The following is an 18970-nucleotide window of genomic DNA, read 5'->3' on the forward strand; positions in this document are numbered from 1 at the left end:
GATTAAATATTGAATAAAAACATACGCTTCTGCAACAAAATGAAAATCATGCGATGTTTAAACGCTTAACAATAACTAATTTTAAGCGAATCATTTTTTAGGTATTTCGTGGCATGATCGTGGCGCTCGTCTCCTACTCCCCCCCTCAACCACAAAAAGAAAAACCCCGACACCAACTGTGCCAAGGGTTTCCCTTTATTAAAACGACGACATATATTGTTCTCTTTCCCAAGGGTGAACTTGTGTTCTAAACATATCCCATTCGATTTCTTTGGATTCGATAAAGTGTTCAAAAAGATGCTCGCCAAGTGCTTCGGTGATTATTTCATCTTTCTTCAAGAGATCTAATGCGTTGGCAAGTGTAGCTGGGAGATCGTCAATCCCATTTTCTTCACGTTCTTCTTTATCCATAATATAAATGTTACGGTCAATCGCTTCTGGTGCTTCCAACTTGTTCTTGATCCCATCAAGTCCAGAAGCTAGTAAAACCGATAATGCTAAGTAAGGATTGGCAGCAGGATCCACACTGCGGACTTCCACACGTGTACTTAATCCGCGAGAACTTGGAACACGGATTAGTGGACTGCGGTTAGAACCAGACCACGCTACATAACATGGTGCTTCATATCCAGGAACTAAGCGTTTATAAGAATTAACGGTTGGATTCGTTACAGCCGTGAAAGAAAGCGCATGTTTGATCGTTCCTGCAATAAATTGATAAGCCGTTTCACTTAATTGTAGTGGTCCGTTCTCGTCTAAGAATGCATTCGTCTTTCCTTTGAATAAAGACATATTACAATGCATACCAGAACCATTCACTCCGAATAAAGGCTTAGGCATAAATGTTGCGTGCAGACCGTGTTTACGAGCGATCGTCTTGACAACTAATTTGAACGTTTGGATATCGTCAGCATGTTTAACGGCGTCAGAATATTTAAAGTCAATTTCATGTTGGCCAGGAGCCACTTCATGGTGTGAAGCTTCAATTTCAAAGCCCATTTCTTCTAACTCTAACACGATATCTCGACGGCAATTTTCACCCAAGTCGGTTGGTGCAAGGTCAAAATAGCCACCTTTATCATTTAATTCCAATGACGGTTCGCCTTTTTCATCCAGTTTAAATAAGAAAAATTCGGGTTCTGTACCAATATTAAAAGCTGAAAAACCTAATTCTTCTGCTTTTGCTAAGTTTCTTTTTAGATTATATCGTGGACATCCTTCAAATGGCGTACCATCAGTATTATAGATATCACAAATAAAGCGGGCTACTTTCCCTTTTTCCGATGTCCATGGGAATACAACGAAGGTATCTAAATCTGGATATAGTTTCATATCTGATTCTTCAATGCGGACAAAGCCTTCGATTGAAGAACCGTCAAATACCATCTGATTATCTAGCGCCTTGTCTAATTGACTTAAAGGAATCTCCACGTTTTTGATGGTTCCTAATAAATCAGTAAACTGCAGGCGAATAAATTTTACATTTTCCTCATTAATTCTTTGCTTGATGTCTTCTCTGCTTAATCCCATTTCATTAACTCTCTCCTTTATGTTTTAATGGAAGAACCTTGATAATTCTCCCTGTCTTAACGAAGTTTTACCTGGCTTGTTCGAATCCAGCAACTCTTTTTGCAGCATTTTACGCAAGGCCTTTTCCGAAATTTCATCGGATTTTCGTTTTTCTTCTTTTTTCGAGATCTCTCCCATTTCTAGCACCTGTTTAATTCCTGCAAGATTTAAACCTTTTTCAATCAAGTCCTTAATCTCCAGCAGGCGATCTACGTCATTAAATGAAAATAATCGCTGATTTCCTTCTGTTCGAGATGGATGAATTAACTGATGCTGCTCGTAGTATCGGATTTGTCTTGCGGTTAAGCCAGTTAATGATTTAACAATACCGATAGAAAACAAGGGCATGGTACGTCTATCTATATCACTCATGTTCGTCACCCCTTTCTACTGCTTCCTATAATTATATTATACACGATGTAAGTTTGATGTCAACAGATGTTAAGAAAGTTAACATGATTTTTACTATGCTAATTCCTTTGCTGCTTGTGTAACTGCAAGCCTTACATGATAGTAGGTGAGTCCGCCTTGCACAAATGCTGTATAAGGTGGTCTGATTGGACCGTCAGCGGTTAATTCCAGGCTTGCTCCTTGTATAAAGGTGCCAGCCGCCATAATTACCTTATCTTGATAACCAGGCATCGGGGCGGGATATGGTAATACATGCGAATTAATCGGTGAATATTTTTGAATAGCCTGGCAAAACGCTATCATTTGTTCTGCCGTGTCAAAGGTGACCGACTGTATCAGATCGGTTCGTTTAACATCGTGACGTGGGTTGGTTCGATAACCTAAGTGTTCTAAATAAGCAGAAGTAAAAATAGCACCTCTTAACGCCTCACTCACCACATGTGGCGCCAGAAATAAACCTTGATACATTTCTTGCAACATACCGATACTTGCACCGATGTCTTTCCCTATACCCGGTGCCGTTAGTCGATTGGCTGCCATTTCAACCAATGTTTGTTTGCCAGCAATATAGCCTCCCATTCTTACAATACCACCACCTGGGTTTTTGATCAGAGAACCAGCCATCAAATCTGCTCCTACATCGGTTGGTTCTTGCTGCTCTACGAATTCTCCATAACAATTATCGACAAAGATAATCACCTGTTTAGAAACCGCACGAATATCTTCTATTGCCTTTTTTAGTTCAGCTATAGTAATAGATGGACGGCTGTCATAACCTTTGGAACGTTGAATCGCCACAACCTTTGTCTTCTCACTGATAGCTTCTGTGACAGCGGCAATATCTATTTGACCATGCTTTAAGGCGATATCACGATATCTAATTCCAAAGTCTACAAGAGATCCTGCGACATGCTGATCGTGACCAACAACCTTGTTCAATGTATCGTAAGGTTTACCCGTAATATAGAGCAGCTCATCACCCGGTCGTAACACACCAAATAAAGCAGTACTAATTGCATGCGTACCGGAAGTTAGCTGTGGGCGTACAAGGGCGTCTTCTGTACCAAAAACCGCTGCATAAACGGCCTCTAATTTATCCCGACCATAATCATCATAACCATAACCGGTCGTAGGATTAAAATCACTGTCACTTACTTGGTGCTGTCTAAAAGCATCCAGCACCTTTTGTTGATTGACATATTCATTGTGGTGCACCGCGTCAAACAACGGTTGGATCTGTTTTTCAATCTGTTCTGCGTCTGATAACGCTGTATGCTTACTCGTCATTCTTTCTGTAACTCCTTTATCTCTTTCATAATGGCGTGTTCAGGATCCACAAAACCCTTCAGATAATATCCTGCTAATGCCTCATTATAAGTCTCTTCTGTTAATATACTGTTCTGTCTAATGCGGGCAAGTTTGTCTGCCCGTTGTTCTGGTAAGAATCCGCTATATTCTGCCCAGCCTTCTTTCATCATGTCTTCTACCTTCTGCTTAATCTTTTGAATATCCTGTTCGTCAAAGGCGCTGACTAACAAATATGGATAAGATGAGGGGACAAAAGAAATGGGATCAATCAAATCTTTTTTATTAAAAAGGGTCAATGCAGGCACTTGATCCGCACCTAATTCCGTTAACAAACGGTCGACCGTCTGAGCTTGTTCTTCACGATTGGGTGCATGGACATCCATCACATGCAAGATGAGATCGGCCTCAGTCACTTCCTCTAGTGTCGAACGAAAAGCAGCTACTAATGATGTCGGCAAGTCCTGAATAAAGCCTACCGTGTCGGTTACCACAATCTGCATGTTAGAAGGGAGTACCATTTTTCTGGAAAGTGGATCCAAGGTAGCAAATAACTGATCTTCTTGTAGTGATTCGCTCTTGGTCAGCTGATTAAAAAGTGTGGATTTCCCAGCATTTGTATAGCCAACTACCGCAACCTGGAACAGTTGGTTTCGCCGTCTGTTTTCGCGATATTGCTCTCGTTGATTGACTACTTGTTTCAATCGACGCTTGATATCATCCATACGATTGCGGATATGACGCTGATCGGTTTCCAGTTGCGTTTCACCAGGGCCACGTGTACCGATACCACCTCCCAGTCTGGATAATTGACTGCCTTGGCCATGCAGACGTGGCAGCATATAATCATATTGGGCGAGTTCGACCTGTAGTTTCCCTTCTTTCGTCTGGGCTCTCGAAGCAAAAATATCTAATATGAGTTGACTACGATCAATCACTCTTACCGCTAGATGATCTTGTAGATTTCGTATTTGTGCACCAGATAACTCCTCGTTAGCTATGACCACATCGATAGCTTCTTCCTCGACCAATGCAGTTATTTGCTCCAACTTGCCTTCTCCAATATAATATTTCCGGTGACGGCTTTGTCTTTTTTGTACAACCGTATCCACAACCGTTCCTTGTACGGTAGTAACAAGTGCTTGTAATTCTTCTAATGAATAAAAAAAGGATGCTTCTTCAAGTTTTTGATGCAGTACCGCTAAAAGTAATACACGTTCAATAATGATCACCTGCTTTATTATATTTTTTCCATATAAATAGCGCTATCTAAATAATAGCGCTATTGTTTCCCTTATTCTTTGTCAAGCGTTACATTTTTAGAAGGAACAAATGTAGAAATAGCATGTTTAAAAATTAATTGTTGTTTTCCTTCTGTTTCCAGAAGCACCGTGAAATTATCAAAAGCCTTCACCGTTCCTCGCAGCTGAAAGCCGTTCGTAAGGAATAACGTGGTGAAAATTCGATCTTTTCGAAGTTGATTTAAGTATTGATCTTGAATATTAACTGTTTGGGACATGGTACTACCTCCTATTTTTCTCTATATTTTAATATTCTATGCGAATGAATAGAATCCTTCTATATCCGTCAATATTTTTTGGAAGACGATATCACTTGTTTCAGGAGTAATGGTATACCAATGTACGGGCATTTTGTTGTTAAACCATGTATATTGTCGTTTGGCGAAGCGCCTGGAATTTTGCTTTAAAGTGGCAATCGCCTCTTCTAAGGAATGTTCCCTTCTGAGATAGGGAAGGAACTCCTTATAACCAATTCCGCGCATGGCTTGTGTATCTGCATAACCTTGTTGATAAAGATTGGTAACCTCATGCAGCAGCCCTTGTTCGATCATTTGATCTACCCGTTGATCAATGCGCTGATATAGTAATTCGCGATCCATATTCAGTCCGATGATATAAAAATCATAGGCGGATTCATGGGTTTGCTTCGCTTGATAGTCGGTCATCGTTCTGCCTGTACGGTCATAGACTTCCAACGCTCGAATCACCCGTCTCTTATTGTTAGGATGGATTTTTTCCGCTTGTAGTGGGTCTACCCTTTTTAGGCGATGATAAACATGGTCTAACCCTTTTTGCTGTATCTCCCGTTCGATAGCTTGCTCATAAGCACTGGAGCGCTGCTGATCAGAAAACTGATAATCGTAAAGTACCGCTTGAATGTACAAACCTGTCCCACCAGCAATAATTGGCAAGTGCTTCCTAGCTGCGATTGCTTGAATTTCGTGCTGCACAAGTGTTTGGAAATTAGCTACGGAAAAATCTTGTTCGGGAGAAAGAATATCAATCATATGGTGTGGAATACCTTGCCTCTCTTGTTCGGTTACCTTTGCAGTTCCGATATCCATTCCTTGATATACCTGCATAGAGTCACCACTAATAATTTCTCCTTGAAACCTTTTCGCTATTTTTATGGATAAATCCGTTTTTCCCACTGCTGTTGGTCCCACAATTACCACTACTTTTTCTTTCAAGCTATCACGAACCTTCTTCAAAGTAATGCGTATATTCGCATACACATCTTTACTTATTTTATCACTATCTTCAGTATACAGGATTACCCGTTAACATTCATCTATTTACATAACCCGCTTGAACATTTTTTCCATTTCGTATTTACTGAACTGGATAATAACGGGACGACCGTGCGGACAAGTGAACGGTTCCTCACACATTCTTAAATCATCTAACAAGCGCTGCATGTCGGTTAAGTTCAAATAATGGTTGGCCTTGATCGATTTTTTACAAGACATTAAGATGGCAGCCTCTTCCCTAAGCTTATGGATATTCACTTGCCTATCTTCCAGTAATTGATCGACCATCTCTCGGACCATCTCGGTTTCTTCACCAGGCGGAAACCATTGCGGATGAGCACGAATTCGATACGTATGCTGACCAAACCCTTCAAAGAATAGCCCCACTTCTTGCAAGGCCTCTTTATATTGCTCAATATAAAGTGCTTCTTGCTGGGTAAACTCAAAAGTGAGCGGAACCATCAAATCTTGCAATTGATTATCGACTTCACCAATTTTCTCACGATAAAATTCGTATTTGATCCGTTCTTGAGCAGCATGCTGATCGATAATAAACAAACCGCCCTCATTTTGTGCAATAATATAGGTGCCGTGATGCTGGCCGATTGGATACATAATAGGCACACGAGGTTCGGTCTGTTGTGGCGGAACATCCTCTTCGGAAGCACGTGGTGGCTCTTCTTCCGTTGAGGCAATGGGTTCCAACTCTGTCTCTGGTTTTTCTATTTCCCATTGTTCTTCTTTGACCATCGTATCGATCGTCTTAACTGGTGGTACCTCTTGCTTTTTGTCATATGTTCCCCATTGCTCATTCGGTTCAAAGTTAAACGTCGGCTGTTCCGTAACCTGCTTTTCTCTTGGTTTTGGTACAGGGGCATCTGGTATTAACGTCTGTTTGTGAAGGGTGTCCTTAATCATTTGTTCTACAGCCTGCGTTAGCTCCTTTTCCTTGCTGAAACGCACTTCCAGTTTTGTCGGATGTACATTGACATCAATTAAATAAGGGTCCATTTCTATGTTTAAAATCACAATCGGTTGCCTGCCAATAGGCAAAAAAGTATGATATCCGTTTGCGATCGCCTTCGCCAAGCCAAAATTCCGGATAAAACGTCCATTGACGATGGTCGTGATATATTGTCGCGAAGCCCGGTTAACCTCTGGTTTGGCAATAAACCCTTTAATGGTATAATCCAATGTTTTCGTCTGTACGGGAATCATCTGTTTAGCCACATTCATACCATAAACGGAAGCCGCAATTTGACGTAAATCACCTTTTCCCATTGTTTGAAATACTCGCTTACCGTTATGGATTAATTCAAAACGGATCGTCGAATGCGCAAAAGCGATTCGGTTGAGGATGTCGGTAATATGTCCCAATTCCGTATGAATGGTTTTCATATATTTCAATCTGGCCGGCGTATTATAAAAAATATCCTGTACGGTAATCTCTGTTCCTTGACGCGCATCGCTTCTCGATTCTTCCGTTAAATGACCACCCTCGATTTTCAGCCTTGTACCTGCCTCTGTACCGGTTGAAGTTTTTAACTCAAGCCTGCTTACAGCTGCGATACTTGCTAAAGCCTCACCTCTAAACCCTAGTGTTTGGATATGAAATAAATCATCCTCATTACTTATCTTACTTGTCGCATGGCGCAAAAAAGCATGTTGGCACTGGTCATGAGGAATACCAGCACCATTATCGGAGACCTTAATCTCCTGCAGGCCTGCCTCTGTAATCTCAACTTTTATCCAGCTGCTGTTAGCATCAATACTATTTTCGACTAACTCCTTTACAACGGAAGCAGGTCGTTCGACTACTTCACCAGCAGCTATCTTATTAGCAAGATAATCTGGCAGCTCTTGAATTTGCATGCATGATCACTCCTTTGTATCCTGCGCTTTCTTTTGAAGCTGGTATAATTGATTGATCGCATCTAACGGTGTCATTTCCAAAATATTCACATCCTGTAACGCTTGTATAATCTCCTTCGTAACAGGACTTGTTTTCTTTTGTGAAGCAGGTGCAGGCTCTGTATCAAAAAACGCCATCTGCTCCATAGTTGCAGTTTGTTTCGTAACGACAGCATTATTATTCTCTGGACCATTTTCTAATTGTGTTAAAATGACATTTGCACGTTTGATAAGGGAATCTGGCAATCCCGCTAATTGGGCCACATGAATACCGTAACTTTCATCTGCCGCGCCATGATGAATCTGATGAAGAAAGACCACTTTCCCTTCGATTTCCTCTGCGCGTACATGAATATTTTTTAGATGAACCAGCTTCTCTTCCAAGCTTGTTAATTCATGATAATGGGTGGAAAAGAGCGTCTTGGCTTGAATTCGATCGTGAATATGTTCAATAATCGCTTGAGCCAGAGCCATTCCATCATATGTACTTGTACCACGGCCGATTTCATCTAATAAAATCAGGCTGCTTGAAGTGGCGTGTTGGATAGCATGATTGGCCTCCAACATCTCTACCATAAATGTACTTTGACCGGAAACAAGGTCATCAGCCGCACCGATTCTGGTAAAAATTTGATCAACAATCGATAAGGTCGCCGATGTGGCGGGTACAAAACAACCAACCTGTGCCATAATAACCGTTAAGGCAAGCTGTCGCATATATGTGCTTTTACCAGACATATTAGGACCGGTAATCAACAATAACTGATTATCTTCTGAGAGCTCAATGGTATTGGGGACAAAGGCTTCGTTTTTCATTACTTTTTCGACTACAGGGTGCCGGCTTTCCTCAATAGTGACAGTATCTGTCGAAAAAACGGGACGCACATAATTGTTTTGCTCACTCACGGTGGCATTGCTTTGGTAGACATCCACTTCACTTATTACATCGGCAAGTTGTTGTAAGGCCGGGATATACTCCTTCACCTTTTCCCTGATTTCAATAAATAATTGATATTCTAGTTCAACGCTTTTTTCTTCTGCCTCTAAAATCAGTGTTTCTTTCTCTTTTAATTCTTCTGTAATAAAACGTTCGGCATTGGTTAACGTCTGTTTTCGTTGATACCTGTCTTCAGGAACTGCTGATAAATTGGCCCTCGTCACCTCAATATAATAACCAAATACACGGTTATAACCAATCTTTAATGATTTAATGTTGGTTTCTGCTTTTTCTTTTTGTTCTAGTTCGGCAATCCACTGTTTCCCATTTCTTGAAGCATAACGATAACGATCTAACTCTTCATGATAACCATCCTTTAGAATATTCCCTTCTGTTATAGACAGGGGTGGCTCTTCTGCTACGCTGTCTTCTAATAATTGATACAGGTTGGGCAAGGAATCAATTTGATCAGCCAATTCCTGCACAGATGTATGGACAAAGGCTTGCAACTGCTTTTTGATGTTTGGAATGTTCGATAAGGATCGTTTGAGCTGCACTAAGTCTCTAGCATTGACATTTCCGAAAGAAACCCTGCCAGATAATCGTTCCAAATCATATATCGTCTGTAGTGATTCTCTGATCTCCTCTCGCTCAAAAAATTGATCATAGAATCCACTCACCAGATCCAAACGCTGTTCAATCAATGACCGGGTTAATAGCGGGCGTTCCAGCCATTTTTTTAATTTCCTTGATCCCATTGCCGTCACTGTTCGATCCATTACCCACAACAAGCTGCCAAATTTTTCTTTGCGCATCAGAGAGCTGGTAATCTCTAAGTTTCGTTGGGAATACATATCTAGTGACATATGCTGTGCTAACTCAATTACCTTTGCCTCTTGCAGGTGAGCAATGACCCGTTTCTGCGTATGAAATACATATTGGTATAACAGTTGACAGGTATATCGTAGCGTCTCTTTCTCTACATGGATCAACAAGTCATCAATTGTTTGCTGATTGGTCAGTTCTTTGGCATATGAAACAGTCATCTGCATCTTTTCGATTAATTCTGTTTGATAAGCTTCTGCTAGGTCTTCTTTAACGACGACCTCTTTAATGGGTCGGTTATATAACTCGCTTAGTAAGGCACTCCACCCCCTGGAGATTTCCATTACAAACGTTTCTCCGGTAGACATATCGGTATATGCCAACACAAATAGGTCTCCTTCGACTTGGTGAATCATTGCCAAATAGTTATTTTCTTTATCATCCAGCATGGTACCTTCCATGACCGTTCCTGGTGTAATTACTTGGACGACTTCTCGTTTAACTACGCCCTTTGCGATTTTCGGATCTTCCACTTGTTCACAAATAGCTACCTTGAAGCCTTTTTCCATTAAAGCTTTTATGTAATTTTCAGCGGAATGATACGGAACACCGCACATCGGGATTCGCTCCTCACCTCCGCCATCTCGGCTGGTAAGTGTAATTTCAAGTTCTAGTGCGGTTTTCTTTGCGTCTTCAAAGAACATTTCATAGAAATCGCCTAAGCGAAAAAATAGAAAACAATCTTGATAGTCTGCTTTTATTTTTAGATATTGCTGTATCATCGGTGTATAGCTCATTCATTTTTCCTCCAACCATTCTCTCGTTTCTTGCAATCTATTATACCATAGTACGTCTGTTCCAAAAAATAATCGAACAATGTGGTCGTTTTGACAAAAAATTTCATGCTTTCCTATCTGATAAAAAAATAACAGTGTGAGCGCCACCCACACTGTCTTATTTATTCTTCTTCATGGTCATCGAGAAAATCAGGATCAATCGTTTCTAATTCTTCATCGGAGATGACATTGTCCCAATCATCTGAGTCATGTACTTTCCCTTTAGGGTCTACTTTCACACAAATCTTTGTTTCGCCAATCACTTCTACCAGAAACTCTCTCTCTACATCGACCTTGATCTTATTACCTTTCGTATCAATCCGGCATTCTAAACAGTTAGGCTGTTGAATCACTTTCGCTATCACTTCGCATTCATCACCAATATGCTGTTTATCTTTGATCGATAAGGATACGGTATCACAGTATTCGATTCGTTCCGTGATTACTTCTGTCTTGGTATTATCATTATAAGCATACCAAATGTTGGCGTCATAGCTACCTCGTATCTCGACCGCGTCCTCCTTTACTAATTTGGCATGATAATGATGATTGATAATCCAGCAGCCCAAAATACTTGATGGGCGGTGTGCAGGAGTAATAACATCCGTTTCCTGCTTAAATTTTCTTCCCTTCCCAATGACCGCCTTAGTAATAATTTCACGATATTGTTGATCTAAAAAAGACATGGAAAAATCCTCCCTCTTATTTCCTTTGCATCTTATGCAGGAATTCGCCTATAGTGCCTATGTCTCCATATGTCAACCCTAGCACCTGATATATCCTATGCAAAAGCCCATAAAAGGTGTGCATGATCCAAATTTATTTCCAAAGAAATCTGGATTTCAGAAAAGTAAGAAGTCTATTTGCTCCTTGTATCACTACATCAAGACAGTTTCTAATTACTACCATGTTTTCATTTTCTATTTTACATAGGAAACCAAACAAAAGAGCAAGTACCTTCCTCTGAAAAGATACTTGCTCTTTTTATTAATTGATCACTTCTTATCAGCAATGACTGCCGTTCTTACGTTTGGATCCTGTTTCGCCTGCTAGCAGATCTCCACCAGTAGAGCGAATTACTTCATTGGTTATTTCTCTTGCAATCGTGTTGGTAACTAACTGCAATAGATCATTGATGACGACCTGCGACTCCTTAAACTCTTGTACGATCGGGATCTCATCAATCTCTTCTTGCAGACGGTCGATTTCTTCTTCTACTCGTTTTAATGCTTCTTGCTTGCCATAGGCCTGAAAATTAACAGCCTGTTTCTGTAAGGCCTTAATTTTCTTAATCGAACTTTGCACTTTTTGATTATCGTTTAACTTGGCTTCCAACTGTTTGAATCGATCAATCTCTTCCATATTAGCCATTTTATTAGCTAACTTGTGCGCATGCTCGATGACTTCTGATCTTGTATACTTCGACATTTATTTCACCTCAACTGCAGACTCGACTAATTCTCCGTCAAGCGTCCAAGTTTTTGTATTGTTTATTTTGACATCCACAATTTGACCGATCACTGATTTAGGACCTTTAAAGTTAACCAACTTATTACGCTCTGTGTAACCAGACAATACATCAGGATCTTTTTTACTTTCACCTTCCACTAGTACCTTTACCGTCTCACCTTGATACTTACTCATTGCCTCGGCAGATTGTTTATTGATTAAGGCATTCAATCTCTGCAGACGGGCTTTCTTTACCTCCATCGGGATATTATCTTCCCATCGTGCGGATGGTGTTCCTTCCCTTGGAGAATAAATGAATGTATAGGCGCTCTCGAAGCCGACTTCCTCCACTAATGTCATCGTTTCTTCAAACTGTTCATCCGTTTCATTCGGGAAGCCAACGATGATGTCTGTTGTTAAGGTAGCATTTGGCATTGCTGCGCGAATCTTGTCAACAAGTTTCAAATAATCCTCTCTCGTATACCGACGAGCCATCACTCGTAAAACATCAGAGCTGCCTGATTGCACTGGCAAATGAATATGGTCTAACAAATTGCCGCCTTGAGCAAGTACTTCAATCAAACGGTCATCGAAATCACGTGGATGAGAGGTTGTAAACCGTACTCTTGGGATATCTATTTTACTGATTTCTTCCATCAAATCACCCAAACCATAGGTGAATTCTAAATCTTTGCCATAAGCATTAACATTTTGACCTAGTAAGGTAATTTCTTGATAGCCCTGTGCTGCCAAGTGACGTACCTCTTGAATAATATCCTCTGGTAACCTGCTTCGTTCCTTTCCTCGTGTATAGGGAACAATGCAATATGTACAGAATTTGTCACAACCATACATAATATTAACCCATGCCTTCGTCTTTCCTTTACGGGCTTTTGGTAAGTTCTCAATGATATCGCCTTCCTTGGACCATACCTCTACTACCATTTCTTTACTAAACACGGCTTCATTAACTAGTTGCGGTAAACGATGAATATTATGCGTACCGAAAATTAAGTCAATAAATGGGTGTTTCTTTAAAATCCGGTTCACAACAGCTTCTTCTTGTGACATACAGCCACAGATACCAATGATTAATTCCGGGTTTTCCATTTTCAAGGGTTTCAAATGTCCGATTTCACCAAAGACTTTATTTTCAGCATTTTCACGTATGGCACATGTGTTCAATAAAATGATATCTGCTTCCCGCGTATCTTCTGTAGATTGATAACCCATGTGCGATAGAATACCTGCCATCACTTCCGTATCATGCTCATTCATTTGACAGCCATAGGTCCGAATCATAAATTTCTTACCTTCTCCAAACCCTTTCATTTCTTCTGGAATATCAAAATCGTAATGAATGTCGACATCTTTCTTGAGTCGTTTTTTGGCTTTCCTCATATTTGGTGGTTCATACGTCGTTTGAAAATACCTTGAAATTAAATCATCGCTGGATAGTTCTTTTAATCGATGTAAATTATCGTTCGAATCGGATTTTACGTCCGTTGAACTAGGCTGTTTTATTTGTTGACTTTCTAATCGTTGTTTTTCGTTCATATCATCTATCTCCTTTCTTGCCAATTCAATCACTACTTCATCTATTATAGAGGATATAAGGGCCAAATACAAAACGAATTTACTATGAACATGGAAAAAGATCAAGAAAATTTTGCTCCGTCATTTTAGTTAACTGTTTCGGAGAAAAATAGCCTTGGAGAAATCGTTGTAGTTCTGCATAATCCTTTATAGATGTAAGGTTCGTTACATACTGATCTGTCCCGTCAAAATCTGAACCGAATACCACTGCCTGCTCCCCACCTAAACGCAACAAATGGGCCATGTGGAGCAGTAAATCCTGCATCGTTGCAGTTGGTTGATTGGTGACAAATTCTTTCACAAACGTGAGGCCCATCAATCCATTTTTCTTAATCAGTTTCTGAATCTGTTGATCCGTGAGATTGCGTGGATGCGGACAGATATGATAGCAGTTTGCATGGGATACGATAGGGAACGCTGCTAATTCAATGACCTGATCAAATCCTCTTCTAGAAACATGGGCCAAGTCCGTCCATATCTTGTATTGATTTAACAAGTCAATCACTTCATAACCAAAGTTTGTTAAGCCAGCCCCTCTTCCTTCACCAATGCCATCGATCACTAAATTGGCATGATTCCATGACAACCCTACCATCTTCACTCCTAACCTCAGTAATGTTCTCAACTTATACAGCTCTGCACCGATACAATCAAGACCTTCTAGCGTTAACATAGCTCCTTTTTCGTTTACTGCTAACTGCGCGATATCTTCCTTTTTTTGGATAAAAATTATATTCGTATACGGGGCAATTATTCTCTCGAAAAAAATGTCTATCATTTGCATAGCTACGGTGAAAGTTGCTTCTGCGGGAACCGAGGGAGGGATATAGATCGCAAAACATTGTACTTGAACAGGGCTTTGCATCCATTCTTGATAATTCACATCTAAGCGATCATCTTGCTCAAAATCGATTTGATGCAACCACATTTTATAAAGCGCATCACAATGACAATCAATCATATTTCACCCCCCTTTCTGTAAGATAAAGTCTAACATTCTTGATATGATAGGATATGGAACGATTTTGACCTTGAACGAATCCGATAGTCCATTTCTAGTTTCGGATAGTAATAAAGGAACGGTCGGAATTTATCCGTTTTTCTATAAAGTGAACTTCATTCAATGGGGGGGTTACTTGCCATTCCCTGCTGTTCGTTAAACTAATCGTTTCGATGCTGACTTTAGATTTAGAACTCTCTATTTTCGATGTGGCAGACATACTGTCACTGCAAAAAACAGATACACTAAGGACAAGATAAATGCCTGTTTGCATCTCACAAACAGGCTGGAATTTCTCCTCTTTTATCATGGTGACTTGGTTGCAATAACCCAGTTCTATCTGGACTTTGTGTGCTAACTTCCCGATCCATTTCGCTCACCACCATCACACGGAGGGACTCTCTTTATCTTGGTTCTACAATCAGTTTAATTGCGGTACGCTCTTCATTATCAATCATAATGTCCGTAAAAGCTGGAATACAAACAAGATCAACTCCACTTGGTGCTACAAATCCACGTGCTATTGCCACTGCCTTTACTGCCTGATTAAGTGCACCAGCACCTATCGCCTGAATCTCTGCTGAACCTCGTTCTCGTAGTACATTTGCAAGTGCGCCTGCTACTGAATTAGGATTTGATTTTGCTGAAACTTTTAATATATCCACTCCTGCTACCTCCTTCAAATGCTAATGTTATTCCACTTTTACTATATTCATTATTTTGAAAGATATTACTTTAATTATGAAGGAATAAACAGCAAAATTCAAATCATTTGAAGGGTTCGGACCTACGAGTAGAATGGATGATCATCATTGATTAGGATTCTCTTCATCTCTTTTGCTTTGCCTGTCGAATCATTAATATCAATGATCACAGCACTCAACTGTGATCTCCCGGTTTTTGGAACCTCAAATCGTACAGGTAAGCCGGTTTTAAATTTTTTCAAGACGGCCTCTTTGTCCGTTCCTAAGATTTCATCATATGGTCCCGTCATGCCAACATCGGAAATATAAGCGGTGCCGTTTGGTAAAATCCGTTCATCGGCAGTCTGCACGTGAGTATGTGTGCCAACCACGGCGCTTACTTTACCATCATTATACCAGCCAAATGCCTGCTTCTCACTTGTTGCTTCTCCGTGGAAATCTACAAAGATAATATTCGTACGCTTTTTCGCCTCTTTGATTAACGTATCAATCTTACGAAAGGGATCATCAGCTGGTTGCATAAAGGTACGGGCCAATAAATTAATAACGGCAACCTCTTGATTATTGGATTTGATGAACACGATCTCATTTCCTGGAGTTCCAGGAGGTAAATTTGCCGGACGAGCCATATAGGTTGCCTCGTCAATAAAATGAAAAATATCCCGCTTATCCCAAGTATGATTGCCCATTGTCAATGCTTGTACGCCCCATTCAAGCAAATTCTTGTATATTTTTTCGGTAATACCTTTGCCTGCTGCTGCATTTTCACCATTTACGATCGTTACGTGTGGCTGGTGAGCAGCCTTTAGCTTTGGCAAATACGTTTCCACCATTTCGCGACCTAGTGAACCTACGATATCACCAATAAATAAAATTCTCATATCATTTTCTACCTTTCTCTAAGTAAGTAACCATATTCTTGCATAGTATTTGTTAAATGTCAAAACTAGCCATTGATTAGCTGAATAATGCAAAAAATAGAGAGGCGCTTTCGCCTCTCTATTTCGCATATTCAACAGAACGTGTTTCTCTTATAACAGTAATCTTAATATGTCCAGGATAGTCTAGTTCGTCTTCAATGCGCTTGCGAATATCCCTTGCTGCCTTGATCGCTTCTGCGTCATCAATTTCATCAGGTTTGACAATGATGCGCACTTCGCGACCAGCTTGAATGGCAAATGATTTCTCCACACCTGTGAAGGATTCAGCTATTTCTTCTAGTTTCTCTAAACGTTTGATATAATTCTCTAACGTTTCACTTCTAGCACCAGGACGCGCTGCGGACAGAGCATCTGCTGCTGCTACAATTACTGAAATAACAGACGTTGCCTCTTCATCTCCATGGTGGGAAGCAATGGCATTAATAACGACTGGGTGTTCCTTATACTTGGTTGCTAACTCTTTACCGATCTCTACGTGGCTTCCTTCCACTTCATGATCAATGGCCTTTCCAATATCATGCAAGAGACCTGCACGTCTAGCAAGATTCTGATCTTCTCCGAGCTCAGCAGCTAATAAACCAGATAGGTAAGCAACTTCGGTAGAGTGCTTTAATACATTCTGTCCGTAACTTGTACGATATTTCAATCGTCCTAAAATTTTCACTAAATCAGGATGCAGGCCATGAATACCTACTTCAAAGGTTGTTTGCTCTCCGTATTCTCGTATATGTTCATCCACTTCTCGTCTCGCTTTGTCAACCATCTCTTCAATCCTAGCCGGATGAATGCGGCCGTCTTGCACTAATTTCTCCAACGCAAGTCGGGCAATTTCACGACGAATAGGATCAAATCCTGACAAGATAACAGCCTCTGGTGTATCATCAATGATTAAATCAATTCCAGTTAACGTTTCCAGAGTTCGAATATTTCGACCTTCTCGACCAATAATTCGACCTTTCATCTCATCATTTGGCAGATTGACAACAGAGACAGTGGTTTCTGCCACGTGATCGGCAGCACATCGTTGTAAAGCAAGTGATAAAATATCCTTCGCCTTTTTATCGGACTCTTCTTTCACCCGATTTTCTGCCTCTTTAATGAGCAATGCGGATTCATGGGTTACTTCTTCTTCTACACGCTGTAGAATAATTTGTTTTGCCTGATCCGTTGTATAGCCTGATATCCGTTCTAATTCTGCTTGTTGCTCGCTTAACATTGCTCCAACTTTGCTTTCCATTTCTTCAATTTGTTGTTGTTTGTCTGCTAGCGAACTTTCCTTATTTTCTAACATCAGCTCACGTTTATCCAACGTCTGGTCTTTACGATTCAGATTCTCTTCCTTTTGCGAAAGACGACTTTCAAGCTTTTGGATTTCGCCACGTCGTTCTCGTAACTCTTCTTCGCCACGTTGACGAATTTGGTGGTTTTCATCCTTCGCTTCCAGTAAGGCCTCTTTTTTAGCTACTTCTGCGTTTTTATGACCTTCTTCCACGATTTGACGCGCTAATTCTTCAGCGCTTGAAATTTTCTTCTCCGCAATCGATTTTCGAATCAGATAACCAACAACAATACCGACAAATGCAAGCAAAATGGAGATGACAATTGCAATTGTATCCATTATTTCACCTCCTCTTGCTATAAACTTGTACCACTTTTTTTAAGTCGGTATGCACAATCATAGACTTTCATAAATTAACATGTATAAAATCTTTTTGAAATTATACATGTTAATTTTAATCCTCTATTCATGGGATGTCAAGGATTGTAAAGCTATCTGAACGAATAAAGACCATACTTACGTATATTTTTTCAAAAAAGCCCCAGAATTCCAAGCAAAATAGTACTTCTCATTTCGACATAGACTGGTGTTTACATTCCTATTTATTTTTTATTCGTCTAGTAACGTTTTTTGCGCGTCTTCTTCTGCTTCCTCTTCTGCATTTCCATCTTGAATATCGTAGTGTGATCGAATGGATTGATAGATTTCAGTAGCGACAGCCGGATTTTCCTTAAGATATTGTTTGGCATTTTCTCGTCCTTGGCCTAAACGGTCTCCATCATAGGAATACCAAGCACCGCTCTTCATGACGATATCTAAATCAGATCCAATATCAAGTATTTCTCCTTCTCGCGAAATACCTTCTCCATACATGATGTCTACTTCTGCTTGCTTGAATGGAGGGGCTACCTTATTCTTCACTACTTTGATTCGTGTTTTATTACCAACCATATCATTCCCGATTTTTAAGGTTTCTGCCCGTCTTACTTCTAAACGTACGGAAGAATAGAATTTAAGTGCACGCCCACCTGGAGTTGTTTCTGGACTACCAAACATGACGCCTACTTTTTCCCGAATTTGATTGATAAAAATAGCAGTTGTTCTAGACTTATTGATAGCACCCGATAATTTACGCAAGGCTTGCGACATAAGACGGGCTTGCAACCCAACGTGTGAATCACCCATATCTCCCTCTATTTCTGCCTTTGGCACGAGTGCTGCTACAGAGTCAATAACAAGAATATCGACGGCACCACTACGTACAAGAGCTTCGGCAATCTCTAATGCTTGTTCCCCTGTATCTGGCTGAGATAATAAAAGTTCATCAACATCTACCCCTAATTTCCTTGCATATATAGGATCCAAAGCATGCTCGGCATCGATAAATGCCGCCTGCCCTCCTGCCTTTTGCGCTTCAGCAATGGCATGCAAAGAAACGGTGGTTTTACCAGAAGATTCTGGCCCGTAGATTTCTACCACTCGACCTCTTGGATATCCTCCTACACCTAATGCTACATCAACGGCAATGGATCCACTAGAAACGGTTGCTATCTTCTGTTCTGCCTGCTCACCCATTTTCATAATCGAACCCTTACCAAATTGCTTTTCAATTTGTTTTAATGCCTGATCTAAAGCTTCTTGTCTATCGCTCAATGT

The 18970-nt window shown here is 40.4% G+C and carries 16 protein-coding genes; all 16 read right to left on the reverse strand.

All coding sequences use genetic code 11. From position 1 onward, the window contains the following. Positions 1–198: 198 nt before the first annotated feature. Positions 199–1530 carry a type I glutamate--ammonia ligase gene (glnA, locus tag E0E32_RS13710; RefSeq protein WP_066193647.1) on the reverse strand — a complete coding sequence of 444 codons (1332 nt, stop codon included), beginning with the start codon at positions 1528–1530 and terminating at the stop codon, positions 199–201. Between the two features lie 24 nt (positions 1531–1554). Further along, complete coding sequence (locus E0E32_RS13715) at positions 1555–1941, reverse strand: MerR family transcriptional regulator (RefSeq protein WP_066193650.1); 387 nt, start codon at positions 1939–1941, stop codon at positions 1555–1557. Positions 1942–2034: 93 nt separating this feature from the next. Then, positions 2035–3267, reverse strand: coding sequence for a methionine gamma-lyase family protein (locus E0E32_RS13720; protein ID WP_130859986.1), 1233 nt, complete (start codon positions 3265–3267; stop codon positions 2035–2037). After that, a complete protein-coding gene (hflX, locus tag E0E32_RS13725; protein ID WP_316245334.1) occupies positions 3264–4517 on the reverse strand; it encodes a GTPase HflX in 1254 nt (417 codons plus the stop codon). The genes E0E32_RS13720 and hflX overlap by 4 nt, the downstream gene beginning before the upstream one ends. Positions 4518–4579: 62 nt before the next feature. Continuing rightward, the gene (gene hfq, locus E0E32_RS13730; RefSeq protein ID WP_066193654.1) at positions 4580–4804 is read right to left on the reverse strand and encodes an RNA chaperone Hfq; all 225 of its coding nucleotides are present in this window, start codon (positions 4802–4804) and stop codon (positions 4580–4582) included. A 36-nt stretch (positions 4805–4840) separates the two neighbouring features. Beyond that, a complete protein-coding gene (gene miaA, locus E0E32_RS13735) occupies positions 4841–5776 on the reverse strand; it encodes a tRNA (adenosine(37)-N6)-dimethylallyltransferase MiaA (RefSeq protein ID WP_130859987.1) in 936 nt (311 codons plus the stop codon). A 105-nt stretch (positions 5777–5881) separates the two neighbouring features. After that, entirely contained in the window at positions 5882–7708 is a 1827-nt protein-coding gene (gene mutL, locus E0E32_RS13740) for a DNA mismatch repair endonuclease MutL (RefSeq protein WP_130859988.1), read from the reverse strand. A gap of 6 nt (positions 7709–7714) precedes the next feature. Then, the gene (mutS, locus tag E0E32_RS13745; protein ID WP_130859989.1) at positions 7715–10306 is read right to left on the reverse strand and encodes a DNA mismatch repair protein MutS; all 2592 of its coding nucleotides are present in this window, start codon (positions 10304–10306) and stop codon (positions 7715–7717) included. Between the two features lie 161 nt (positions 10307–10467). Continuing rightward, positions 10468–11031, reverse strand: coding sequence for an outer spore coat protein CotE (locus E0E32_RS13750; protein ID WP_066193662.1), 564 nt, complete (start codon positions 11029–11031; stop codon positions 10468–10470). Between the two features lie 319 nt (positions 11032–11350). Further along, positions 11351–11773 (reverse strand): YlbF/YmcA family competence regulator, encoded by a 423-nt coding sequence (locus tag E0E32_RS13755; RefSeq protein WP_066193664.1) that lies wholly within the window; start codon positions 11771–11773, stop codon positions 11351–11353. Then, positions 11774–13351 carry a tRNA (N6-isopentenyl adenosine(37)-C2)-methylthiotransferase MiaB gene (gene miaB / locus E0E32_RS13760; protein WP_066193666.1) on the reverse strand — a complete coding sequence of 526 codons (1578 nt, stop codon included), beginning with the start codon at positions 13349–13351 and terminating at the stop codon, positions 11774–11776. It lies immediately after the preceding gene. A gap of 82 nt (positions 13352–13433) precedes the next feature. Beyond that, positions 13434–14351 carry a dipeptidase gene (locus E0E32_RS13765; protein ID WP_130859990.1) on the reverse strand — a complete coding sequence of 306 codons (918 nt, stop codon included), beginning with the start codon at positions 14349–14351 and terminating at the stop codon, positions 13434–13436. A 443-nt stretch (positions 14352–14794) separates the two neighbouring features. Further along, positions 14795–15055 carry a stage V sporulation protein S gene (locus E0E32_RS13770; protein WP_066193670.1) on the reverse strand — a complete coding sequence of 87 codons (261 nt, stop codon included), beginning with the start codon at positions 15053–15055 and terminating at the stop codon, positions 14795–14797. A 122-nt stretch (positions 15056–15177) separates the two neighbouring features. Continuing rightward, entirely contained in the window at positions 15178–15975 is a 798-nt protein-coding gene (locus E0E32_RS13775) for a TIGR00282 family metallophosphoesterase (RefSeq protein WP_066193671.1), read from the reverse strand. A 118-nt stretch (positions 15976–16093) separates the two neighbouring features. Beyond that, on the reverse strand, positions 16094–17653 hold the full coding sequence (rny, locus tag E0E32_RS13780) for a ribonuclease Y (protein ID WP_066193672.1): 1560 nt from the start codon (positions 17651–17653) through the stop codon (positions 16094–16096). A 270-nt stretch (positions 17654–17923) separates the two neighbouring features. Beyond that, positions 17924–18967: a recombinase RecA gene (recA, locus tag E0E32_RS13785; protein WP_066193675.1), complete on the reverse strand. Its 1044-nt coding sequence runs from the start codon at positions 18965–18967 to the stop codon at positions 17924–17926. Positions 18968–18970 lie beyond the last annotated feature (3 nt).

The sequence above is a fragment of the Gracilibacillus phocaeensis genome, assembly GCF_900626275.1.
In the GTDB taxonomy this organism is placed as follows: Bacteria; Bacillota; Bacilli; order Bacillales; family Amphibacillaceae; genus Gracilibacillus; species Gracilibacillus timonensis.